Raw genomic sequence first — 21,079 nt, 5'->3', positions numbered from 1 at the left:
GTAGTAGAGGATAAGAATGTTGTTAGATTGGAGAGATGCACATATGATTAGCAATCCATTAGTTAAAAAACTAAAACAAAATTTAAACTCACATAAATCTATTTTGAAAAGTCTTACAGCAAATGAATTGAAAATAGTGAAGGAAATCGAGAAGAGAACTACCATCGCAAATAAGAATAATATTTCAAGAACGAGTGCTTACTTAGAGTTTTATTTGGATCATCAGGAAATTGACTGGGCTTTTTTAGCACATATGGTATCAAGAAATGCGGGTTGGAATATGACAGACCTAAAAGGTACTTACTTACCTTTTTTACTTAATGAAGAAGAACAAGAGTATTTTTTCCTCTTCTTAGAGAGATGTAATTGGTTAATATTCCAAGATGCATATCCACAACTTTTGCTATATGCATATTGTAAAAAAGAAAATAAAGATTATTTTCATTTATTATCACATTTTGGAGTGTCCGTATTTATGGAACACAATTGGCGACTTTATTATACATATAAAGATGCCTCGTTATTAACAGTTGCTTTAATTATTAATGAGCAACACTATATTGAAGAACGCGTAATACAAAATGCACATTACAAAGCAACTATAATGGAAAGTATTGATTTGAAAGTACAAGATTGGTTCCAATTGAATTTTATACTTTTCCCTACACCATCTAGGGATTTATTCGGACAATCCATTCAACAATTTCAATTATTAAAAGAAAGAATTGCTATTGGGAAATCCCTTTATTCATTATTGTTTCATAAAGACTACTTCAGCCAATTTCTTACTTATGCGAAAAACACTTCACATACAGGATCTAGAAAAGATTATTGGCCAGATTTATTTCATGAGGTAAATAATCCACCCTCTAACCACCAATTTTATCCTATTATAGAGGGATGTAGTTTGGTTGATCTTACTAAAAAAATTTATAGTCCTGTTCTTGTGCATGCATGGAAAGACATTGACCATACACCAAGCAAAAGAGGGGATTGGTATAAAAATACGAATATTCTCGCTTATTATCGTAAGCAAAAGAAAGTCCAACCATCACCTGTTTCCGATAGCTATTGTCAAGCATTAAATAAAATGGAACTTGCTATTCTTACTAAACAAAAATTTAAATAATGCTTCCTACAAAACATAACAAATTTTGTAAGGAAGCACTTCTCCATAGAACACTTCATATTATACTGCTGCAATGAATTGTTCTAAATCGTCTAATCGATTATTCATATCTTTACAACCTTGATTATACAAATCTAATAATTTTCGTTGATTTTTTTCCACTCTACCTACTTGTAATTTCTCATATGGACAAACAATAAAGACATTCCCTTTCTTCTCTTCTTCAAATAGAAACTGGAGTGTTTCATTATATACTTTGTGACGTTTTTCAATTGCTGCTAATAACCCTGGATACTGTTGATATTTCTTTCGAAGATACCAATTGAATGATTGTGGTTTTTTGTAATATCCTCTATTTCTAGTTAAAATGACAACATTCTTAGTATTTCCGTCTTTAATCGACTGTTTAATTGGTATCGGATCACTAATTCCACCATCCATTAGAATTCGATTGTCGTATTGAACAGCTGGTGCAACTAACGGGAGGGAGCTTGAAGCTCTTAATATTTGTAACAAATCTTTCCCATGTTTAGATTTTTTATAATAAATAGATTCACCTGTCATACAATCCGTAACACCAACAACTAATTCTTCTTCCGCTTGATGAAATGTTTGAAAATCAAATGGAACTAGTTTGTTAGGTAGTTTATCAAAAATAAAGTCCATTCCAAATAATTCTCTTCTCTTCATCCAATTACGTATAGATAAGTATTCTGGATGTATAACATAATCAATGGTTGCTTGTTTATTTCTATCTACTTGTTTGGATATATAAGAGGATGCATTACACGCACCTGCTGAGACCCCAATGACATATGGGAAATATCTGTTGTTTACCATTAAAGATTTCAATACACCTGCAGTATATACCCCTCTACTACCGCCACCTTCTAATACTAATCCAATACTCATTTCACATTTCGCCTTTCCATTTTACATATTATGTATATATCATAACAGAAAGTTATTCATATTAAAAATATTTAAGAGGATTAATCACAAGAAAAACGGGAAAATATAACATATATCAGTTCAATACAGTCTACTTCAATCTTGTATTTTGGAAATCAAAATACTATCTATAAATTTATCAAAAAAGGAGAAAATTCTATGAAAAAAGCGACTATTATATTAAATCCGAGCTCTGGGAAAGAAAATAGTGAGACCTATTTATCATTTGTAGAGAGAATAGTAAAAGAAAATGCATACACATATGAAGTAAAAAAAACGAAAAGAGCAGGTGACGCAATTAGGTTCGCAGAGCAAGCTTGTGCAAATAAAGATGATTTGCTTATCATTATGGGTGGTGACGGCACAGTAAATGAAGTCATTAATGGCGTTGCAGAAAAGGAACATATACCATTACTACATGTGATACCACTCGGAACTGTAAATAATTTTGCTCGTGCATTAAACATACCACTACAAATTGACGAAGCTATTGAATGCATTGCTTCTACTGATTATAAATCGTGTGATATAGGGAAAATAAATAATCAATATTTTATGAATCTTGTTAATGTAGGAGCAATTGCAGAAGCCACATATTCTGTGACTACTGAGCAAAAGTCTAAGTTAGGCTCTTTTGCTTATTTCATAGAAGGTATTAAGCAATTTGGAGAAGATGCCATTTTTCATGCAAAACTAGAAATTGAGGACCAAACAATAGAATCTGATACTATGCTACTTTTAATTGCCGTTACAGATACATTCGCTAGCTGGAAAAATGTGATTAAAGAAGCAAAAATAGATGATGGCTATTTGCATATTTTTGTATTTCAACCTTTCACAAAATTAGGTGCGATGTCCATTGTTACAAAATTAATGAATGGAGCATTACATGAACATGAGCAAGTGACTTACTATAAGACAAAAAAAGCAATTATTCATACTGACCATACAAAGACAGCTAATATAGATGGTGACGAAGGATGCGTTACGCCATTAGATGTAGAAATATTACCTAAACATGTAACTGTTATAGGAAAATAACAAATAAAAATGGAGATACTTGAGCTCGTTTTCAAACTATGTATATCAAGTAATTGTCATACACATCATAATTCAAAGTAGTTTTTAACATGTGTAAAAGAAGAATATAGTAAATTTCACATTCTTCTTTTACCACATCTTTCATTTACTTATTTAAGTAAATAATCATACTTCTCATCATTCGATAAATAAAAAAACCGACCAATACTCCTAATATATTCAGAATCATATCATCTATATCTGTACTTCTTCCAATAAACAACTGAATAGATTCAATACATAGAGTGACAAGAAATCCAAGTAAAAGTATATAACTAGTTGATTGAAATCTCTTCCAAAGAATGGGTGTTAAAAAACCCAGTGGCGTAAATAAAAAAATGTTTCCTAGAAGATTGATGAAAGAGATACTTCGATACCCAGCCACATCTCTCAATGAAAAATAATTATCTAACGTCTGAAAAGGTATTAAATTAATTTGGGAATTATTCCAATAAGGTAATTGCAGATCAGATATATATTTTGGAACAATTGTCTGTGAAGCCAATCCAATATGATAAACAACAAAGATGAATAATAGCAACTCATGCCACAAATTTCTTTCAATCTGATTCTTTTTCATATACATATTACGCAATAAAAAATAGACTGGGATAGTACACAATGCGAACAGAAGCATACTTTCTACATAATAGTATATTAATTTCATTCTTTATTTTGTTTAGATTGCCAATATTGCATTGGGTTTTCTGCATTGGAAAGATTGACTTGTTTCATAACAATTGATCTCTCTTCCCTATTCAACTTTAGATCTTCATATATTTCACTTGATTTCGTTAATCCCACTTTTTTCGCATCATCTATCGATTGACAAAAATAAATATCTTTTATTCCTGCAAAGTACATTGCTGTTAAACACATTGCACAAGGCTCCCCACTTGCATATATGGTGAACTCTGATAAATCATTTGTTTGAAATAACTTTTGTGCTTTTCGAATAGCAATCATTTCTGCATGACCACTTATATCATGAATCAAATGCAATTCATTGACACCTTCCGCTACAATCTTGTCATCTCTTACGATTACCGCTCCAAACGGTTGTCCCCCATCTGTTACATTATTCATAGCTAAATCGATTGCTTTCTTCATATATGTATTCATTTTTATACTCCTCTCTTGTATTCCTACAAATATTGTAATGTAAACAACATAATTTTTAAAGGATATCACTCATATACAACTTCTTTTACGTTTTTTGTTAAAAATGATAGAATGAATTGAAAGCGCGAACAAGAAAACAAAAAAAGTTGGGATTTATTGGGAGGCAACCACTTTGACACAATATACAAATTGGGCTGGAAATATTCAGTTTAAACCAAAGCAATGGCACGAGCCGAGAACAATTGAAGAATTACAACATATCGTCAAAAACGCAAAAAAGCTACGTGTTGTAGGGACTGGGCACTCATTTAATTCAATAAGCGTGTGTAGAGAGGAAATTGTTTCATTACACCATTTTAATAAATTAATTGAACTGAATACAGAAGAACAAACAGTAACAATTGAAGCAGGCATGAAATATAGCGAATTGAGTAAAATATTAATGAACAAAGGTTTTGCGATACATAATTTAGCATCATTACCTCATATCTCTGTGGCAGGTGCCATTGCTACTGCAACACATGGCTCTGGTAATAAAAACAAAAGTCTTGCAAGTATTATTACCGCATTTGAACTCATCAATGCAAATGGTGACATCATCCATATTACAAGAGAGAACGAAGCACGATTCGATGGAATGATTGTACATTTAGGTGCATTAGGAATTGTAACAAAATTAACATTAGAGATAGTTCCTGAATTCACCATTCGACAATATGTGTATGAAAATCTACCGATAGACTCCGTTCAACGGCATTTTGATTCTATTTATGCTAGTGCATATAGTGTTAGTCTATTTACCAATTGGGAAACGAATACTATTAATCAAGTGTGGCTAAAGCAAAAAGTAGAAGATTCTAAAGTAGAGGATTTATTTGGAGCCATTCTTTCCGAAAAGAAATTGCATCCTATTACAGGTATTGACCCTATTCATTGTACAGACCAGCTCGGTATAGAGGGAAAATGGTATGACAGATTGCCACATTTCCGTATGGATTTTACACCAAGTAGTGGAGATGAAATCCAATCAGAGTATATAATTAGCAAAAAAGATGCGCCTCATGCAATCAAAGAGATTCAGACAATTGGTCAACAATTATCATCATTGTTACACACTTCAGAGATCAGAAGTATTGCACAAGATAATTTATGGCTAAGTCCATATTATAAGCGAGATTCTATCGGATTACATTTCACATGGAAAGATGATTGGGATAATGTACAGCGAATGTTACCAGTCCTTGAATCTGTGCTTAAACCTTTTCGTCCAAGACCACATTGGGGGAAAGTATTTACTTTAGATAAAGAAGAAATTCAAAGTCAATATGAAATGTTACCAAAATTCAGAGAGCTATTAACTGAATATGATCCTAATGGGAAATTTCAAAATGATTTTATCAATACTTATATTTTCTAAAGGAACACTATGATTCTAACAATTTTTAGCGATCATTGGCTAAAAAGTTAGATTAGAGTATAAACAAATGGACAAGCCATAGCCGTTGTAAGCATATATAAAATCACATTTCAATTTCCTTATAAATACAAACAAAATCCAAACGATTCGATAATTATCTCTCGAATCGTTTGGATTTTTGTAATGGTTGAATAATTCTTTTACACAAATATCATTTTGATTCTATCTTTCTAGATGAATAACACGTGTGTTACCAATCATGTCGTGAATACCAACTTTTTGTTGTGTAAATGCAACAAATAAGTATAAAAACACGAAAATTTTAAATACATTGTGTATAAAGCGTCCAATTACTTCACGAAAAAATAAATCATTCCACTTTAATGACGAGTCGTCCTCTTTAATTACTTTTAAACCGAATATCATTTTTCCTAGGGTTTGTTGAAAAAACTTTGTCATACACAAAAAATATAAAAAATACACAATAGTACTGATGATTCCACTCACAGTCCAAAAACCTATATCTATTGGTTTACCATCATTAATAAATGAAAATGGTATTAGCACAATACCATTAATACTAAAGATAATGATTAGATCCAAGATATATGCCCAGAATCTCATCCAAAAGCCTGCATATTGATACTTTGTTACTTGAGCTATTTGTTCTTCCATGAAATGTCCCCCCTTATCTTGAGTACAGATACATTGCACGTGGTGCGTTAGATTGTTGTAACAATTCCTTTATACCTACTAAGTCTGTATTTGAACGGAACATTGATGCTAGTTTCATTCCGAAAACTGAACCAAATGGAAAACCTTGTTCATACTCAATTACTTGTGCATCTATTAAATCATGTTCTTCTTTCATCATTGTGATTGTATCTTCTAGAGAACCAATAGCGTCTACTAAATTAACTTCTAAAGCTTGAGAACCAGTGTACACACGGCCATCCGCCAGTTCTCTTACTCTTTCTTCAGACATATCTCTACCATCAACAATAACCTGAACAAAGTCACTGTACATATCATCTATCATTGCTTGTAATATTGCCCGTTCCTCTTCACTCATTTCTCTTGTGGATGACATAATATCTTTAAACTCTCCACTTTTTATCGTATTGAAATCCACACCTAAATCTTCAGCAAGGCCCGCAAAATTAATGCTCTCCATAATAACTCCGATTGATCCTGTTAATGTTGCCTTATGTGCTACAATTTTGTCAGTTGGTGCAGAAATATAATATCCTCCAGATGCAGCAGTATTCCCCATTGAAACATAAATCGGTTTATTGTATGTTTCTTTTATTTCTAAAATCTTATCATGGATTTCTGCACTTTCTACAACCCCACCACCAGGCGTATTTACATCTATAATAATACCTGCTACACTTTGATCTTCACCAGCATATTCAAGCATATCAAGAAATTGATCATGATTATACAACCCTTCACTAAACAAAGAAGTTGTGGAAGTATCTTGAATTACTCCTTCCAAGTGTAAAACAGCTATTCTCTTTGTTAATGATCCATCTTCTACGACTGTTTCTGTGAATTCCTGGTCGAATTGCGAGAAGTCAAATGCCTCCTCAAAATCTGCAGTAAATAAACTTCCTACAAATTGAAAACCTATTGAAACAAAAAATAATCCAATTGCAATGACCAATGCAATCCATCTTTTTATATTCATATGTATTTCCTCCTTCATTTTATAAATAATCCCATAAATATGTACGTTTTAAATCGAAATAAGTTTCAGAAAAAAATAACAGATTGAAATTTATACAATAAAAAAATGCCATCCATAAGAATGGCATTCAAAGATTAACTCTTTCTCGTAAGTACGTACCCTAAAACACCACCAATTATACTTGGGATAAACCAGCCTAATCCCACAGAATAAAAAGGTAAAATACTAGTAAATAATTCATCCATCCATTTACTTTTTATTATTGATGTATTGATACCTTCTACAAAAGATATAAATAATGTAATGAAAATACTATATTGATAGACTTTTTTGCTTCCTTTAAATAAAGGATGTAAAAAAGTAAGTAACATCAAACAAATTGCAATAGGATACAATATGGATAATACAGGTACAGAAAACTCTATAATGGTAGATAATCCAAAATTAGAGATAATTGCACTGAATATTGTGAAAATTATAGCCCAAATTGAATAAGATATTTTTGGCAATATTCGTTCAAAATAAGATGCACATGATGTAATTAAACCGATACTCGTTGTTAGACATGCTGCAATGACAATAAAACCTAATATCACTTTACCAAATGAACCAAAATAATACGCAGAAGCAGCTGCTAATATAGATCCACCATTATCTAAATAACCAATACCTTCGACACTAACAGCACCTAAATAAGCTAAAGAAGAATAAACAAAAGCGAGCAAAACAGCAGCGATTACTGCGGCTTTCATTGTAGCTCGAATGATTTGTTTCTTTGAACCATCACTCCTTTCTTTCATTGCATTAATAATTAGAATACCGAAGACAAAGGATGCCAACACATCCATTGTTAAATACCCTTCTTGAAAACCTTTAAAAAAACTATTATTTTGATACAAATCTGTTGCTTCTTGAATTTCACCAATCGGATTGATAAATGCCATCACAATTAGTAATGCAATAACTATTAATAAGATTGGCGTCAATACTTTGCCTATAATATCAATTAACTTTTGTGATTGTAAAGAAAAATACAAGGAGATTCCAAAGAATATGATAGTAAATAGCAGTAAAGCAAAGTTATTTGTTTCCCCTGCTAAAAATGGAGCAATTCCTATTTCATAAGCCACTGTATTTGTTCTTGGTAAAGCAAAGAATGGTCCAATTGTTAAATAAAGTGCTACTGTGAATACAAGGCCAAATTTAGGATGGACCTGACTTGCCAATGATTGTAAATTAGTTTTTCCTGATAATGCCAAAGCTAAAACAGCTAGTACTGGTAATCCAACTCCTGTAAAAACAAATCCTAAATTTGCTAAAAATAAATTGTCACCTGCTGCTTGTCCGAGTTGCGGTGGGAAAATTAGATTACCTGCTCCAAAAAATAAAGCAAACAGCATAAATCCTATTGTAATAATATTGGGTGATTGACGTTCAGACATTTGTTAAAAACCTACTCTTTCTGTATACTATTTTCAAAATATTTAAAGAATATCATTTTGCACAAAGAAAAGCAATCAATTCAATGTATTTGGATAAAATACACAAAGAAAATGAAGATTGAGTACGCTTTAACTTACTTAATTGGTATTTCATTCTTTTTATACTACAAAAAACCACCGAATCTTTAATCGGTGGTTTCCATTTAATTATTCACATTTCGTTTAGAAGATTTCCCCTTGCCTCTTCTTTGCTCATCAGGTTTTTTCCCTTTACCATGTAGCTTTTCTTTCGGCGCGAACGAATCTTTTGTCATTAAATACCCTCCTAAGTTACTATTCACATACGTGTATAGTCTTTATAGAAGGGTTCATTTTTATTCATGTAAGCTATTTTCAAAAAAATCAATTATTTTCTCTTCATTTGCTAAAGTAGACTCGAGTAACTGGTGTAAAGCCTCTTCTTCTTCAAATGAATCTAAATCTTGACCATACCATTTTTCCAACTCTGTTTTTTCTAATGTATATGTTTTTTCATCAAATTGAAATGTAAGAAGTTCTGCATTATCAATTAAAGTAAATATATATGTTGCATTGTATAATACTGTTTTTCTGTACTCATCTTCTAATTGGTTCGCTTCTATATTAGAGTATACTAATTGAATACCATACGGTTCTTTCGTTGTCTGTAATGCAACAGATTCCATTTTATCATGATGCATTAATTGATTTGCTAAGTTGATTACAGCACTATTGTCTCCAACAAAGGAACCATCCCATTCGAATAAATCCACTTGGTCATTACTACTGCAACCGAACAATATAACAATTAAAAGTAATAATAATAGTTTTATTTTTATTTGTTTCATCATTAACACCCCCAAATAAATCATACTTGTCATTAGCAAGAATGTAAAGGGGACATTCGTATCCGACAAATATTACAATATTTTAAATTTTTAAAGACCCTCTAAAACCACGCGCTTTATAATAAGAATCTGCACCATTATGATATAGAAATACTTGGCCATACCTTCTGTCACAAAATAGTGCGCCACCTTTTTCTCGAATACTTGAAGGTGTTTTAACCCAACTTGAAGTTTTTAAATCAAATTCGCCCAATTGTTGTAAATATACATATTGCTCTTCTGTCAGTATCTCAATTCCCATTTTCTTCGCCATATCGATAGCGCTTGTTTCAGGCTTATGTTTTTTTCTTGATTGTAATGCTTCTTGATCATAACAAACACTTCGTCTACCAACTGGGCTTTCTTTACAACAGTCAAATAGGATAAATTTGTCTTCTTTTTCATCGTAATCAACGATTGCTGGTTCTCCACCAGTACGTTCCATTTCTCTTAATGACTCCAGCTTATTCTTATCTGAACGTAACCTTTCTTCAATTAAACCAAAGTCCCATTCTGCTTTGTGAAATACTTCTTTTTCATATCTTTCTCGTAAAGTTCTGATTAGCTTTTCTGTATTTTCGAAAGTCATTCCTTAACCTCCTGAATAATAGTATATGTTCAGACTTCTAATACTAATTATCATACAGTAGTGAATGGATTCCAACAAGTTACTGATTTATGATGTTAATTTTAAACCAATTACAGCTGAGATAATCATTCCAATGAAGAGCAGTCTTTTCCAATCTTTAGGTTCCCCATAAAATATCATCCCAACAAGTACACTACCTACTGTTCCAATACCTGTCCAGACAGCATAAGCAATCCCCAGTGGCAATGATTGCATTGCTACACTCAGTAATCCGAAACTGAAGCTAAAACCAATTCCAAGGATTACAAATGAGGTAACACTCTTTTCATTTACAATTTTATTCATACCAATCACACCAAGAACTTCAAATACACCGGCAAATATTAATACAATCCATGCCATTTAATTTGCACCTTCCTTATCAACCCGTTCATTTGTAACAAGCTTTAACCCAATTACCCCGACAAGCAACAATAAAATAAAACCGATTTTCACCAAATGAAAAGGTTCATTAAATATAATTATTTCTACCACTGCAGTACCTGCTGTACCAATCCCAGTAAAGATCGCATAAACAGTAGCAACTGGTAATTTCTTTGTTGCTTCAATTAATAGGTAAAAAGAAAATGCAATTAAAGCAATGGTTCCGAACCATGATATCCAATTTGTTGAATATTTTAAACCCATTGCCCATAATATTTCTACAATTCCAGCAAGAATGACATATATCCAATTACGATTCATTTACTCCTATCCTCTCTCACATTCCATAGTCCATGCCAATATATTGTCCATGAAGCAGATAACCTTCTTTCCATTCTTTCATGTCCACCATACAATAATTCAATCAGTACACCATCTACTACACCTAAAAATGCTGTTACTGCTTGCTCTATTTTTATTTCTTTATTTATATCTCCATTTTTTTGCGCTAGATCCAGAATAGGCAAAAACAATGCTTCTATACGATCTAAATAATTGTATACATATTCCATGATTTCCTCATTCAAATGTTTAGGAGGATAGATGGCATTACGAATCCAAAATTTTGCATGGATATCTTCTTCATACCTTTTTGTACAATCTACTAAAAAAGTATATAAAAAAGTTGAAATAGATTCCTTCTTATATTTGTTAATAAATTCAGACACAAAAATAACTTCTCTCTCATACGTTTCTTTACACAAATGAAGATACAAGTCATCTTTTCCATTAAAATGAGTATAAATGGATTGTTTTTTTATCCCAACATCTTTTGCTATTTGCGAAAGTGAAGCTCCTTCATAGCCATTCTTTGCAAAATGCACTAATGCTATTTGTTTGATTTCGTTTGCTGTCATCGTATCACCCTTCCGAACGGTCGTCAGTTAATCTTAACACCCTCTTACATTTTAGTCAATAATGAGAGTGTTTTTTAGCATCCAGTCTATATAATATATATTTATTATTATTCCATATCTTTTTTAAAAACAAAACTCACTTTATCATATCCCATTTTCTCTTCATAAAAACGATGTGCATCTGTACGTGCTAATCCTGATGATAGCGCGACAGTATGATAATGGTTCTCCTTCGCCCATTGATGTACATAAGACAGTAACACATTTCCATATCCATTTGAACGATTATTATCATCTGTTACAAGATCACACACCCAAATATACTCTCCGTAATACAATGTAATCATTGGCATAAATCCGACTAATGCTAACATTTCTTCTTTCTTATATAGTGCAAAAATCCGATATTGATTCTCTTTTCTTGCTGCCGCCACTAATTTTACATATGATTGTAAGTTAAGATGTGTGCGTAATTGTTTCATAATATTAAATGATGACTCTATTTCACCATCTGTTTTTAACTCCTTAATCATTGTTGATGTCATCGTCATTCCCCTTCCTATATGTTGTACTACTCCAATGTATAGAAGATGTGTACCTTTTCCCTTTGAATCCTTCTTTTCTTAATTGTCTGGCGATATATTTGTTGAATAAACCATGACCAAGCAAAACAATTGATTGATGCTGATTCGCCATTTCAATCAATTGTTTTGCTGCATTCACTGCTCTCACTTGTGCATCTTTATGTGATTCACATTTATGAGAATATCCTAAAAAATATGCTATTCTAGCTAGTAAAGTCCAAGTCTTCGGTGTAAATTTTATCTTCTTTACTGAGAGTGTCGGTAGCTCTAACTCTCTGAAAATAGAAAATGATTCCCTTTCTTTATTTTCACAAATTTGTCTAGCTGAGCAAATAGACCGTGATAAGTCACTTGTAACAATTATATTAGCCTTCATGATGGTACGAATTGTTTCTTCTGGATATGTATTTTCTACTACTACACCACTTTTATCGTATAATTCTACCCATTCTGTATACTCATTTGCAGTTAATTTATGTTTACTTTCTATAAGTGACCTTCCATGTCTAATTAGCGTAATCGTTATCAAAATTATTCCTCCCAATACTAATTATAACATAATTATCCAACTTTAATGCATTACATGTTAAGATAAGTAAGTGTCTCTTCATCCGTTTTTTAGCTAATGGCACTCTATTATATTTCATGAGAAGAAAGGTATTAAAAATGTCTACATCAAATAAAAAGCAAAAAATTGTCACTATAATTGTTATTACCGCACTTATATTAATAGGATTTGGTTTGTTATGGGGAATTTATTTTTTTGGTTTAGTCGGCTTATTTAATTTGTTAGGAATTCATTATGATTCTTTCTATTCATTAGCATTATTTGTTATCAATATTTTTCTAGTAGGTATTTTCATTGAATTATTCTTTAAAATGGTATATTTATTCTCCTTACCATTTATACGCACAAAACATTTTCAATTTCTTTTTCGTTTAAGTATTGAGTCCATCGCAAATTGGTTCACTTTCTATATTGTTGATAGTTATATGCAATCTATTTTTCTATCATTACAAATGGAGTGGTCACTTGCATTGTTACTTGCATTATTAGAAATAATGTTTGACGAAGATCAAAAAAAGACTAAATAAGATTGTTATTTCTAATCTCTACATTTTCTCATATACATTAAACAAACAGGGCGAACTTATTAAAAAAGTTTCTGTTTAGCGAAATAGAAGGGATTAGACTAGTATGTACTATTTCAAGAAATGTTTAAGTATATTCATTGGGAGTTTATTTGTGGCACTCGGAATCAATATCTACTTAATCCCGCACGAAGTACTGGATGGGGGTGTAATTGGTATTGGACTAATCTTGCATTATATAATGGGACTAAAAACAGGACTAATGATTATAGTAATCAGTATCCCCATTTTTATGATTGCATGGTTCTATAACAAATCTTACTTTTATAATAGTATGCATGGTTTACTTATCTCTTCTCTTTTTATTGATGTATTCCAACCTATTCAATCACTCTCTATGATACATCCTTTGATTAGTTCCATTATAGGTGGTGTATTCATAGGATGTGGTATTGGTATCATGCTTCGTTTTAAGACAAGCACTGGTGGAACAGATTTAATCGCCCAAATTATTGCAGAAATGCTTCTAATGAACACTGGTGTTGTCATCTTTATCCTTGATTTCGTCATTATTCTGATAGGCGGATTATTAATTTCTCCAACCAAACTATTCCTTTCATTTGTTACAATCCTATTTGTTGGTATAGCTACAAGTATATTTACAAAATCACCTTTTCATAACAATGTATTATTCTAATCTATTTGATCATACTTCTATAAGAATAGAATGACACCATTTCTACTTGACTTTCCTCACTTGTTAAAGGTAAACTAAAATGCATTCGAAAAAAATGAATATCATTATATCCAAAAAGGTTGAGGGACTGGCCCGATGAGACCTCAGTAACCACTTAATAGAGTACTGTGCTCATTCCAGATTAGATAGGAAGAAATAATAGGAATACAACCTCTTCTTGTTAGTAGAAGAGGTTTTTTGTCTTAAATATGGAGGGTTATCATGTCAGTAAATCAAAAAGGTAATGCATTTGCCCTTTTTCCATTATTACTATTTGTTTTGCTTTTTGTAGGAACAGGTTTGATTACGAAAGATTTTTCTAGTATGCCAATTAATGTAGCAATCATTATTGCATCTGCTATGGCTTTTTTTATCAATCGTAAAGTATCTTTCACTAAAAAAGTTGAAATATTCGCAAAAGCTTGTGGAAATGAAAATATTATGATAATGGTCATTATCTTTGTAATGGCCGGAGCCTTCTCTGAGGTTGCAAAAGGAATGGGAGCTGTCGAAGCCACAGTTAATTTTGGTCTATCTATGCTTCCACCAAATTTATTAATGGTTGGATTATTTATCATAGGTTGTTTTATATCCATCACGATGGGAACATCAATGGGTACAGTTGTTGCACTCGCACCAATCGGGATTGGCATTGCTGACCAAACAGATATTTCATTGACACTTGCTATGGCAACCGTTATTGGTGGAGCAATGTTTGGCGATAATTTATCCATGATTTCAGACACAACAATTGCCGCTGCGAGAACACAACAAACTTCTATGAGTGATAAATTTAAATATAATTTTTTCATCGTCACTCCTGGAGCTATTTTGACAATTATCATTTTATGGGTCATCACATCAGGTAACTCAATTGAAACAAATACACAATACACATATGAACTAATCAAAGTATTACCATATATTGTTGTCCTATTTCTAGCCATTTTAGGTATGAACGTTTTACTTGTATTAAGTGGTGGTATATTTCTATCAGGTTTTATTGGACTAATAGATGGCTCTTATACTGGCATGACTTTCATACATGCAGCATCTCAAGGGATTATAAATATGCAAGACATTGCTATTATATCTATTTTCGTTGGGGGATTGATTGGACTAATCCAATTTAATGGTGGAATTACGTACTTATTACATTTTGTGACGAGTAGAATTCATACTAAGAAAGGTGCAGAATTTGGTATTGCTGGACTCGTAAGTGTAGCTGATATTAGTACTGCCAACAATACGATTGCCATTCTGATGACAGGACCGCTTGCTAAAGATATCGCAGACCAATATGGTGTGGATCCTAGAAAATCCGCGAGTCTTCTTGACATTTTTGCTGCAGCATGGCAAGGTCTTGTGCCGTATGGCGGACAAGTATTAGCAGCTGCAGGAATCGCAGCCATTTCACCATTAAGTATCTTGCCTTACTCCTTTTACCCATTATTGCTCTTAGGTTGTGGTATTATTGCAATAACCTTAAATATTCCAAAACAAAAGAGCTCTACATGATATTCTATTAATAGTATGGCACCCAATAATTAGAGTTGAACTCTAACTTATAGGGTGCTTTTATTTTATAATCATGTTGTAAAACGATAGATAATGTAAATAATGACTTCTATTTATTTATACCAACTACTTGGAATTGGGTCCAGATGTCCAAATACGTCTAAATCATTTTCTAGAAATTGAAGTGTCATATTTGCCATTTCTTTTGCTTTACCGACAAAGCAAGAGGCCTCACCGAACTTCACTCGTTTAATCACACCAGTCTCTAAAAATGGTTGTTGTAATTTAACATAATAGTCCGATGTACTTCCATTAGGATGATAATGTCTATATGCAGGACGTTCTATAATGCAATTTTGATCTTTTTTCACTTGAAAAGGAACTCGCTTGTCTGATAAACGATTCGGTACATTGACCCATTCTTCCACACTGTGAATAAAGGTATTTCTTTCCATTCCAACACCGATAAATAAAATTTTTGCATCCATATCGTATAGTTTCCCCCAGCAACCACCTTTTGCACATGGTGTATCCCAATTTTCATCCCCATCTATATACTCGTTCGCTTTATTTCCATAAGCAGCAACGGAATGAGTTGGGTGTAGGGAACGAACAACATTTTTTCTTTTCATAAAAATATTTGGTAATATTCCCACACATGCTCGTTCTTTTTTTGGATCAAATAGTAAATAATCTTCCCCCATTTGTGCCCACGTATGTGTTGGTAATATTAGAAGACCATCTGTTAAATACTCCATCAATGCATCTATTACAGTATCCGCTCTTCCTTCTACATCACCAATTGCTCTCATCGATGAATGAACAAGTAATGTGTCATTCTGTTTAATACCACTTTCTTTTAATTGATCTATAAGCATTATTTTCGTAAACATAATATTCCTCCATCTTCTCTATTAACATCTACTCTAACAGATATAGCATCAAAAGCAATAGAATAATTCTCGTTCAAAATTGCAAATCATAACTATTGCAATGTCCACAAAGATTTACTATATTAAATAAAAAAATGTTTATATAGAGACGCTATTGTACAAAATATAGATGAGGTGATTACTATGAAAAAAATCTTATATTTATTCGTTCTCTTTGCTTTTATAGTTGGTTGTGCGGATAAAGAAGAAGTACAGAATAAAGATGAGAATGAGACTAAAGACTTCCTATTTTCTTCGTTTGACTTTGATGCAGATGTTGATGGTAATAATGATGCAATCGATGTCGAGTATGAAAAAGAAGTTAATGACAAAGTGGAAGCTAAATATTTAGATGAACCTAATGATATCAATCTTACTGGTGATGATGCATTAGAGCAATTATCTACAATATTTAATGGGTTAAATTTTGATGAAAATAGCTCCGATGATGAGGTCATTTCAGCCGTACTAGAAGCATTTCAAGTTCCGGATAATGCAGAGAATATCGAGTTAGAAATTACTTACACAAGTGGCACCGAAAAAGAATACCGAAAATAAATGGTTGCCCTCCGTTACGAAAATGTAATATTTGTTATCAATCTTTAACACAAAAAAAGGTTTCGTTTTCCTAAAAATAGTGAAGATATAAGTAAGATTTAATTAATCAGTCACAAGCAGTGAACGACAACTTATCTATAATGAAACTTCTATAGGGATTGATGACAACACAACATAATGGAGGGGAATCACATGAAACAAATTACATCTAAAAAAATCACATTAAAACAACAACTTACTATAAATGAATGTTTATCTATTCATTTATTACAAAAAGAATATAAAGGTACTATTTACATCTTACATAATCATGAGACAATAAAAACGACAAAATTACCTACATTAGTAACATTTTCATTATTAACAACAGCTAATTCCGAAATAACTGTGATTGTTGAAGGTTTGGATGCTGAGACGACTTTAGAAAATGTTTGTGAGTTATTTAATCAGCAAGATTTATTACAAGCTCAGTAAAGTACTAAATAATACTCTACATTACAAAAAACCAACTTTTACATAAAGTTGGTTTTTTTGATAAATAACTTCACAGAAATTAGCCTAATTACTACTTACTTTCTTGTTTTTGACAAACAAAAAATATTCTTTCTCCATTTTCCGGGGTTACGTCTTGTTCCATTGAAAAATCTGTATGCATACTAAGAAGGGTAAATCCTGCTTCCTTTAATAATTGCTTATATATTTCAACAGAAAATGTCCTTTGATGATGTATCTCATCAAATCTTTCATATTTATTACCATCCTCTTGGATAAAAAATGTGAGATCGTGTATTACTTCTCCGATTTCTTCACCTTTTTCACAAAACCACACATAGGACACATCGTCATAGATCTCTGCAAATGTCTGATTTGCTAAAGACTCCTCCATATGTTTGATACTATGCACATCGAACATAAAAAGGCCGTCTACTTTTAGTGACTTGTATGCATTGTTAAATACAGAACGGACATCCTCTTCTGTAACAATATAATTTAGTACATCACAGAGACAAATGCTTACATCAAATCCTGACAAACCATTTAGTAATCGAATATCTTGTTGAATATAATGGACACGGTGCTGTAATTTATTCGATTGTTCTTGGGCATATGCGAGCATATCTTCTGAATAATCGACACCTGTCACTTGATAACCAAGTGTCGTAAAACGATTACTTAATTCTCCTGTTCCACATCCTAAATCGAGCATTTTATTTGCATGAGGCAAATATTTGTTTACCATTGATTGAACAAATGCTTGCCAGTCATCATATGGTGCATCGTCCATCAATATATCATAAATATAAGCTAATTTAGAATATGCCATTTACAACTTCACTTCTAATTGAGGAGCATCTCCCCACAATTTCTCTAAATTATAATACATACGTTCATCACGATGGAAGACGTGACAAACAACATCCCCGATATCAACAAGCACCCATCTTGCTTTATCAAAGCCTTCCATACGTTTCACACTAATGCCTTGTTCTTCAGCAACATCTTTCACTTCACGAGCAATTGCTTGTACTTGACGCTCATTCGACGCATCACAAATTAAGAAATAATCTGCCATTAAAGAAACTTCTTTCATATCTAAAATAACGATATTTTCAGCACGTTTGTCATCACATGCTTTTGTTACGATATCTACCATTTGTCTACTATCCATTTATTTTCCTCCCTTAATGTATCGTTCGTTATACAACTGAAATGTATCTGGATATATTGGTTGTTCCATTTCCATTAAAAATAAAATAGTGTTCGTTGCAGCCATATAGCACGCTTCATGTATATCTTTATAGACAACTTCTCTTACAGCTTCCACTCCAGGAAATTGTCTGCCTGGTTCGATATAATCCGCAATAAATATGATTTTTTCAAATAAAGTCATATTTCGCTTACCTGTTGTATGATAATAGATAGCGTTTTGAATCAAGCCATCCTTTACTCCTAATTCATGTTCAATCATTTTGGAACCAACAGGACCATGTAATAATTCGTCATTATATTCTAATATATCTTGAGGTAACTTTTCTTTAATTACCCATCTTCTCATTTCATCAGGTGAACGATATTTCGCATAATCATGTAAAATTGCTGCCAATTCTATTTTCTTTTCGTTTACACCATAATATTTAGCTAAACTAACAGCCGTATCCATTACTCGAATCGTGTGCTCATATCGTTTAGGTTTTAATTTTTCTTTTACAATTTCTAATGCTTCTTGACGATCCACTGTCATGCCCTCCACATTTGTTCGCTACTTTATTTTATGAAGTTGTCTTACTTATATAACTTTTTTTGATGTATAAATTCTACTACAACTTTTGGGGTAGTATACTGTATAGATTGGTTATTTTTTACTTTTTCTCGAATCATTGTAGATGACAGTTCTATTGTCGGTATATCTACTTCAATCACTGGATATTCTGTCTCTCGTTTGTATCCTTTACGATTTACTCCAATAAAAGTAACAAGCTGTATTAACTCATCAATAGCGTGCCATTTCGGTAAATATTCGACCATATCTCCACCAATAATAAAATAGAACGTTGTCGAAGGATACATTTCCCTTAATTGTCTAATTGTATCAATTGTATAAGATTTGCCTGAACGTTTTAGTTCAATACCTTCTGTTTTAAATGCATGATTATCCTGAATGGCTAAATCAATCATTTTAAGACGAGTTTGACCATCTGTTTTTGCGTTATTTTTGTGCGGTGGTTGTTGATTAGGCATGAACCATATTTCATCAAGATGAAGTTGTTCTTTTACTTGTTCTGCCATTAATAAATGTCCATAATGTGGTGGATCGAATGTACCTCCAAGTAAGCCGATTTTGCGCATTCTTTCACCTACTTATGGTAAAATGATTTCTTTATTTTCTTTCGATTCTTTGTATAAGACAATTGTATTTCCTATTATTTGAACAACAGTAGCATCTGTACCTTCACTTAAACTATTTGCTACATCTGTTTTTTCTTCTAAACAATTTTGTAAAATTGATACTTTGATGAGTTCACGTTTTTCTAACGCTTCACCTATTTGCGTAATCATATTTTCATTCACACCATCTTTACCAACTTGAAAAATCGGATTCAAATGATGTGCTTTGGAACGTAAAAAACGTTTTTGTTTACCTGTTAAATACAATTTATTCACCTCTAAGTTTCTGTTCAAGTTCATCCGTTAAATGATTTACTTCTAAATTTATTCCTGTCCATTTCTCAAAAGCCTTCTGTCCTTGATATATTAACATAGAATGACCATAGTGAACATAAGCACCATTGTTTTGAGCTTCTTTCAAAATTTTTGTTTCAATTGGTTGATACACAATATCACTTACGACCGCATTTTCTTTTATATTGTTTAGTTGAATAACTTGGTCTTGTACATTTGGTTTCATACCAACAGAAGTTGTTTGAATAATTAAATCATATGTGGATAAATTCTCTTCTGCTTCTTTAAATGATAAGACAGATGTCAATGTATCACTCTCTTTCAACGAAAGTAATGATTCTGCATTATTTAGTGATCGATTCGCGATGTCAATATGGGTTATATTTTGTTGAACAAGTGATCGATAAATACCTCTAGCTGCACCACCAGCACCTAATAGTAACACAGATATATCCCTTTTTAAAAGATTTGGGTACTTTTCTTTGACTGATTGAACATATCCTTCTCCATCTGTGGAGTATCCAACCCATTTCCCATCTCGAAGTACTACTGTATTCACCGCACCTAATTTAGCCGCATCTGCGTCTAGTTCATCTAAATAATCGATAATGACTTGTTTGTATGGAACAGTGACATTGAAACCATCTATCTCCATTTCTCTTAAGTGTTTTATTACATTTTCCAACTCATCTGGAGAACCTTGATATAACTTGTATTCTCCATTTACTTGTGCTAATTCTATAAATTTTGTTTGCATCCATGGTGACAGCGAATGACTAATTGGATGGCCAATTAAACCGAATTTATATCCCAT

At 32.2% G+C, this 21,079-nt stretch carries 28 protein-coding genes and 1 riboswitch; of the genes, 8 read left to right on the top strand and 20 right to left on the bottom strand.

What is annotated here, in order from left to right; all coding sequences use genetic code 11:
* Positions 1-16 precede the first annotated feature (16 nt).
* Positions 17-1,129: a DUF2515 family protein gene (locus ACFOZ1_RS11660; protein WP_390199477.1), complete on the top strand. Its 1,113-nt coding sequence runs from the start codon at positions 17-19 to the stop codon at positions 1,127-1,129.
* Positions 1,130-1,189: 60 nt separating this feature from the next.
* On the opposite strand, the gene ACFOZ1_RS11655 is transcribed toward ACFOZ1_RS11660, so the two are convergent.
* Entirely contained in the window at positions 1,190-2,041 is an 852-nt protein-coding gene (locus ACFOZ1_RS11655) for a patatin-like phospholipase family protein (protein WP_390199475.1), read from the bottom strand.
* Between the two features lie 198 nt (positions 2,042-2,239).
* On the opposite strand from ACFOZ1_RS11655, the gene ACFOZ1_RS11650 reads away from it, so the two are divergent.
* The gene (locus ACFOZ1_RS11650) at positions 2,240-3,121 is read left to right on the top strand and encodes a diacylglycerol/lipid kinase family protein (RefSeq protein WP_390199473.1); all 882 of its coding nucleotides are present in this window, start codon (positions 2,240-2,242) and stop codon (positions 3,119-3,121) included.
* A 145-nt stretch (positions 3,122-3,266) separates the two neighbouring features.
* Here ACFOZ1_RS11650 and ACFOZ1_RS11645 read toward each other — a convergent pair whose 3' ends face one another.
* Positions 3,267-3,740, bottom strand: a complete 474-nt coding sequence (locus ACFOZ1_RS11645; protein WP_390199471.1) for a VanZ family protein — start codon at positions 3,738-3,740, stop codon at positions 3,267-3,269.
* Positions 3,741-3,823: 83 nt separating this feature from the next.
* Positions 3,824-4,282 carry a nucleoside deaminase gene (locus ACFOZ1_RS11640; RefSeq protein WP_390199470.1) on the bottom strand — a complete coding sequence of 153 codons (459 nt, stop codon included), beginning with the start codon at positions 4,280-4,282 and terminating at the stop codon, positions 3,824-3,826.
* A 172-nt stretch (positions 4,283-4,454) separates the two neighbouring features.
* On the opposite strand from ACFOZ1_RS11640, the gene ACFOZ1_RS11635 reads away from it, so the two are divergent.
* Positions 4,455-5,699, top strand: a complete 1,245-nt coding sequence (locus tag ACFOZ1_RS11635) for an FAD-binding protein (RefSeq protein ID WP_390199468.1) — start codon at positions 4,455-4,457, stop codon at positions 5,697-5,699.
* A 222-nt stretch (positions 5,700-5,921) separates the two neighbouring features.
* Here ACFOZ1_RS11635 and ACFOZ1_RS11630 read toward each other — a convergent pair whose 3' ends face one another.
* From ACFOZ1_RS11630 to ACFOZ1_RS11585, 10 genes are all read right to left on the bottom strand, one after another.
* Positions 5,922-6,374: an RDD family protein gene (locus ACFOZ1_RS11630; RefSeq protein WP_390199467.1), complete on the bottom strand. Its 453-nt coding sequence runs from the start codon at positions 6,372-6,374 to the stop codon at positions 5,922-5,924.
* 13 nt (positions 6,375-6,387) lie between these two features.
* Positions 6,388-7,389, bottom strand: a complete 1,002-nt coding sequence (gene sppA / locus ACFOZ1_RS11625; protein WP_390199466.1) for a signal peptide peptidase SppA — start codon at positions 7,387-7,389, stop codon at positions 6,388-6,390.
* A gap of 134 nt (positions 7,390-7,523) precedes the next feature.
* On the bottom strand, positions 7,524-8,831 hold the full coding sequence (brnQ, locus tag ACFOZ1_RS11620; protein WP_390199464.1) for a branched-chain amino acid transport system II carrier protein: 1,308 nt from the start codon (positions 8,829-8,831) through the stop codon (positions 7,524-7,526).
* A gap of 374 nt (positions 8,832-9,205) precedes the next feature.
* Positions 9,206-9,697, bottom strand: coding sequence for a DUF4825 domain-containing protein (locus ACFOZ1_RS11615; protein WP_390199462.1), 492 nt, complete (start codon positions 9,695-9,697; stop codon positions 9,206-9,208).
* An 82-nt stretch (positions 9,698-9,779) separates the two neighbouring features.
* Positions 9,780-10,325 carry a DUF4256 domain-containing protein gene (locus tag ACFOZ1_RS11610; protein WP_390199461.1) on the bottom strand — a complete coding sequence of 182 codons (546 nt, stop codon included), beginning with the start codon at positions 10,323-10,325 and terminating at the stop codon, positions 9,780-9,782.
* An 87-nt stretch (positions 10,326-10,412) separates the two neighbouring features.
* Positions 10,413-10,727, bottom strand: coding sequence for a DMT family transporter (locus tag ACFOZ1_RS11605; protein ID WP_390199459.1), 315 nt, complete (start codon positions 10,725-10,727; stop codon positions 10,413-10,415).
* Positions 10,728-11,069 carry a DMT family transporter gene (locus ACFOZ1_RS11600; protein WP_390199457.1) on the bottom strand — a complete coding sequence of 114 codons (342 nt, stop codon included), beginning with the start codon at positions 11,067-11,069 and terminating at the stop codon, positions 10,728-10,730.
* The gene (locus ACFOZ1_RS11595; protein WP_390199455.1) at positions 11,066-11,665 is read right to left on the bottom strand and encodes a TetR/AcrR family transcriptional regulator; all 600 of its coding nucleotides are present in this window, start codon (positions 11,663-11,665) and stop codon (positions 11,066-11,068) included. Before ACFOZ1_RS11595 ends, ACFOZ1_RS11600 begins: the two co-directional genes overlap by 4 nt.
* A gap of 107 nt (positions 11,666-11,772) precedes the next feature.
* Positions 11,773-12,216 carry a GNAT family N-acetyltransferase gene (locus tag ACFOZ1_RS11590; protein ID WP_390199453.1) on the bottom strand — a complete coding sequence of 148 codons (444 nt, stop codon included), beginning with the start codon at positions 12,214-12,216 and terminating at the stop codon, positions 11,773-11,775.
* Positions 12,191-12,778 carry a histidine phosphatase family protein gene (locus ACFOZ1_RS11585; protein WP_390199451.1) on the bottom strand — a complete coding sequence of 196 codons (588 nt, stop codon included), beginning with the start codon at positions 12,776-12,778 and terminating at the stop codon, positions 12,191-12,193. The genes ACFOZ1_RS11590 and ACFOZ1_RS11585 overlap by 26 nt, the downstream gene beginning before the upstream one ends.
* A 137-nt stretch (positions 12,779-12,915) precedes the next feature.
* Here ACFOZ1_RS11585 and ACFOZ1_RS11580 point away from each other — a divergent pair, with 137 nt between their 5' ends.
* From ACFOZ1_RS11580 to ACFOZ1_RS11570, 3 genes are all read left to right on the top strand, one after another.
* Positions 12,916-13,344 (top strand): YrvL family regulatory protein, encoded by a 429-nt coding sequence (locus ACFOZ1_RS11580; RefSeq protein ID WP_390199449.1) that lies wholly within the window; start codon positions 12,916-12,918, stop codon positions 13,342-13,344.
* A gap of 103 nt (positions 13,345-13,447) precedes the next feature.
* Positions 13,448-14,038, top strand: coding sequence for a YitT family protein (locus ACFOZ1_RS11575; protein WP_390199447.1), 591 nt, complete (start codon positions 13,448-13,450; stop codon positions 14,036-14,038).
* Between the two features lie 103 nt (positions 14,039-14,141).
* A riboswitch (SAM riboswitch) is annotated at positions 14,142-14,238 on the top strand.
* Between the two features lie 61 nt (positions 14,239-14,299).
* Positions 14,300-15,595 carry a Na+/H+ antiporter NhaC family protein gene (locus ACFOZ1_RS11570; protein ID WP_390199445.1) on the top strand — a complete coding sequence of 432 codons (1,296 nt, stop codon included), beginning with the start codon at positions 14,300-14,302 and terminating at the stop codon, positions 15,593-15,595.
* A gap of 113 nt (positions 15,596-15,708) precedes the next feature.
* Here the strand turns inward: ACFOZ1_RS11570 and ACFOZ1_RS11565 are convergent, their stop codons facing one another.
* Complete coding sequence (locus tag ACFOZ1_RS11565; protein ID WP_390199443.1) at positions 15,709-16,488, bottom strand: AAC(3) family N-acetyltransferase; 780 nt, start codon at positions 16,486-16,488, stop codon at positions 15,709-15,711.
* 183 nt (positions 16,489-16,671) lie between these two features.
* On the opposite strand from ACFOZ1_RS11565, the gene ACFOZ1_RS11560 reads away from it, so the two are divergent.
* Both ACFOZ1_RS11560 and ACFOZ1_RS11555 read left to right on the top strand, forming a co-directional pair.
* The gene (locus ACFOZ1_RS11560; RefSeq protein WP_390199441.1) at positions 16,672-17,085 is read left to right on the top strand and encodes a YusW family protein; all 414 of its coding nucleotides are present in this window, start codon (positions 16,672-16,674) and stop codon (positions 17,083-17,085) included.
* A gap of 192 nt (positions 17,086-17,277) precedes the next feature.
* The gene (locus ACFOZ1_RS11555; RefSeq protein WP_390199439.1) at positions 17,278-17,559 is read left to right on the top strand and encodes an HPr family phosphocarrier protein; all 282 of its coding nucleotides are present in this window, start codon (positions 17,278-17,280) and stop codon (positions 17,557-17,559) included.
* Between the two features lie 91 nt (positions 17,560-17,650).
* Here the strand turns inward: ACFOZ1_RS11555 and ACFOZ1_RS11550 are convergent, their stop codons facing one another.
* The 6 genes from ACFOZ1_RS11550 to aroE are packed head-to-tail and all read right to left on the bottom strand — an operon-like array spanning position 17,651 to position 21,079.
* A complete protein-coding gene (locus ACFOZ1_RS11550; protein ID WP_390199437.1) occupies positions 17,651-18,409 on the bottom strand; it encodes a class I SAM-dependent DNA methyltransferase in 759 nt (252 codons plus the stop codon).
* The gene (gene rsfS / locus ACFOZ1_RS11545; RefSeq protein WP_390199435.1) at positions 18,410-18,754 is read right to left on the bottom strand and encodes a ribosome silencing factor; all 345 of its coding nucleotides are present in this window, start codon (positions 18,752-18,754) and stop codon (positions 18,410-18,412) included. It abuts the gene before it with no gap.
* Positions 18,755-19,321, bottom strand: coding sequence for a bis(5'-nucleosyl)-tetraphosphatase (symmetrical) YqeK (yqeK, locus tag ACFOZ1_RS11540; RefSeq protein ID WP_390199434.1), 567 nt, complete (start codon positions 19,319-19,321; stop codon positions 18,755-18,757).
* 47 nt (positions 19,322-19,368) lie between these two features.
* On the bottom strand, positions 19,369-19,932 hold the full coding sequence (locus ACFOZ1_RS11535; protein ID WP_390199432.1) for a nicotinate-nucleotide adenylyltransferase: 564 nt from the start codon (positions 19,930-19,932) through the stop codon (positions 19,369-19,371).
* Between the two features lie 12 nt (positions 19,933-19,944).
* Complete coding sequence (gene yhbY / locus ACFOZ1_RS11530; RefSeq protein WP_390199430.1) at positions 19,945-20,271, bottom strand: ribosome assembly RNA-binding protein YhbY; 327 nt, start codon at positions 20,269-20,271, stop codon at positions 19,945-19,947.
* On the bottom strand, positions 20,240-21,079 hold the full coding sequence (aroE, locus tag ACFOZ1_RS11525; protein WP_390199429.1) for a shikimate dehydrogenase: 840 nt from the start codon (positions 21,077-21,079) through the stop codon (positions 20,240-20,242). The genes yhbY and aroE overlap by 32 nt, the downstream gene beginning before the upstream one ends.

It is taken from the genome of Gracilibacillus marinus (assembly GCF_042651725.1).
GTDB classification, from domain to species: domain Bacteria; phylum Bacillota; class Bacilli; order Bacillales; family Amphibacillaceae; genus Gracilibacillus; species Gracilibacillus marinus.
This window is presented reverse-complemented; position numbering and strand designations above follow the sequence as displayed.

Excerpts from the sequence above, each read along its gene's own strand:
- ACFOZ1_RS11660 (WP_390199477.1), top strand. The coding sequence starts at position 17 with ATGTTGTTAGATTGGAGAGATGCACATATGATTAGCAATCCATTAGTT.
- ACFOZ1_RS11655 (WP_390199475.1), bottom strand. The coding sequence starts at position 2,041 with ATGAGTATTGGATTAGTATTAGAAGGTGGCGGTAGTAGAGGGGTATAT.
- ACFOZ1_RS11650 (WP_390199473.1), top strand. The coding sequence starts at position 2,240 with ATGAAAAAAGCGACTATTATATTAAATCCGAGCTCTGGGAAAGAAAAT.
- ACFOZ1_RS11645 (WP_390199471.1), bottom strand. The coding sequence starts at position 3,740 with ATGAAAAAGAATCAGATTGAAAGAAATTTGTGGCATGAGTTGCTATTA.
- ACFOZ1_RS11640 (WP_390199470.1), bottom strand. The coding sequence starts at position 4,282 with ATGAATACATATATGAAGAAAGCAATCGATTTAGCTATGAATAATGTA.
- ACFOZ1_RS11630 (WP_390199467.1), bottom strand. The coding sequence starts at position 6,374 with ATGGAAGAACAAATAGCTCAAGTAACAAAGTATCAATATGCAGGCTTT.
- sppA (WP_390199466.1), bottom strand. The coding sequence starts at position 7,389 with ATGAATATAAAAAGATGGATTGCATTGGTCATTGCAATTGGATTATTT.
- brnQ (WP_390199464.1), bottom strand. The coding sequence starts at position 8,831 with ATGTCTGAACGTCAATCACCCAATATTATTACAATAGGATTTATGCTG.
- ACFOZ1_RS11615 (WP_390199462.1), bottom strand. The coding sequence starts at position 9,697 with ATGAAACAAATAAAAATAAAACTATTATTATTACTTTTAATTGTTATA.
- ACFOZ1_RS11610 (WP_390199461.1), bottom strand. The coding sequence starts at position 10,325 with ATGACTTTCGAAAATACAGAAAAGCTAATCAGAACTTTACGAGAAAGA.
- ACFOZ1_RS11605 (WP_390199459.1), bottom strand. The coding sequence starts at position 10,727 with ATGGCATGGATTGTATTAATATTTGCCGGTGTATTTGAAGTTCTTGGT.
- ACFOZ1_RS11600 (WP_390199457.1), bottom strand. The coding sequence starts at position 11,069 with ATGAATCGTAATTGGATATATGTCATTCTTGCTGGAATTGTAGAAATA.
- ACFOZ1_RS11595 (WP_390199455.1), bottom strand. The coding sequence starts at position 11,665 with ATGACAGCAAACGAAATCAAACAAATAGCATTAGTGCATTTTGCAAAG.
- ACFOZ1_RS11590 (WP_390199453.1), bottom strand. The coding sequence starts at position 12,216 with ATGACGATGACATCAACAATGATTAAGGAGTTAAAAACAGATGGTGAA.
- ACFOZ1_RS11580 (WP_390199449.1), top strand. The coding sequence starts at position 12,916 with ATGTCTACATCAAATAAAAAGCAAAAAATTGTCACTATAATTGTTATT.
- ACFOZ1_RS11575 (WP_390199447.1), top strand. The coding sequence starts at position 13,448 with ATGTACTATTTCAAGAAATGTTTAAGTATATTCATTGGGAGTTTATTT.
- ACFOZ1_RS11570 (WP_390199445.1), top strand. The coding sequence starts at position 14,300 with ATGTCAGTAAATCAAAAAGGTAATGCATTTGCCCTTTTTCCATTATTA.
- ACFOZ1_RS11565 (WP_390199443.1), bottom strand. The coding sequence starts at position 16,488 with ATGTTTACGAAAATAATGCTTATAGATCAATTAAAAGAAAGTGGTATT.
- ACFOZ1_RS11560 (WP_390199441.1), top strand. The coding sequence starts at position 16,672 with ATGAAAAAAATCTTATATTTATTCGTTCTCTTTGCTTTTATAGTTGGT.
- ACFOZ1_RS11555 (WP_390199439.1), top strand. The coding sequence starts at position 17,278 with ATGAAACAAATTACATCTAAAAAAATCACATTAAAACAACAACTTACT.
- ACFOZ1_RS11550 (WP_390199437.1), bottom strand. The coding sequence starts at position 18,409 with ATGGCATATTCTAAATTAGCTTATATTTATGATATATTGATGGACGAT.
- rsfS (WP_390199435.1), bottom strand. The coding sequence starts at position 18,754 with ATGGATAGTAGACAAATGGTAGATATCGTAACAAAAGCATGTGATGAC.
- ACFOZ1_RS11535 (WP_390199432.1), bottom strand. The coding sequence starts at position 19,932 with ATGCGCAAAATCGGCTTACTTGGAGGTACATTCGATCCACCACATTAT.
- yhbY (WP_390199430.1), bottom strand. The coding sequence starts at position 20,271 with ATGAACTTGAACAGAAACTTAGAGGTGAATAAATTGTATTTAACAGGT.
- aroE (WP_390199429.1), bottom strand. The coding sequence starts at position 21,079 with ATGGGATATAAATTCGGTTTAATTGGCCATCCAATTAGTCATTCGCTG.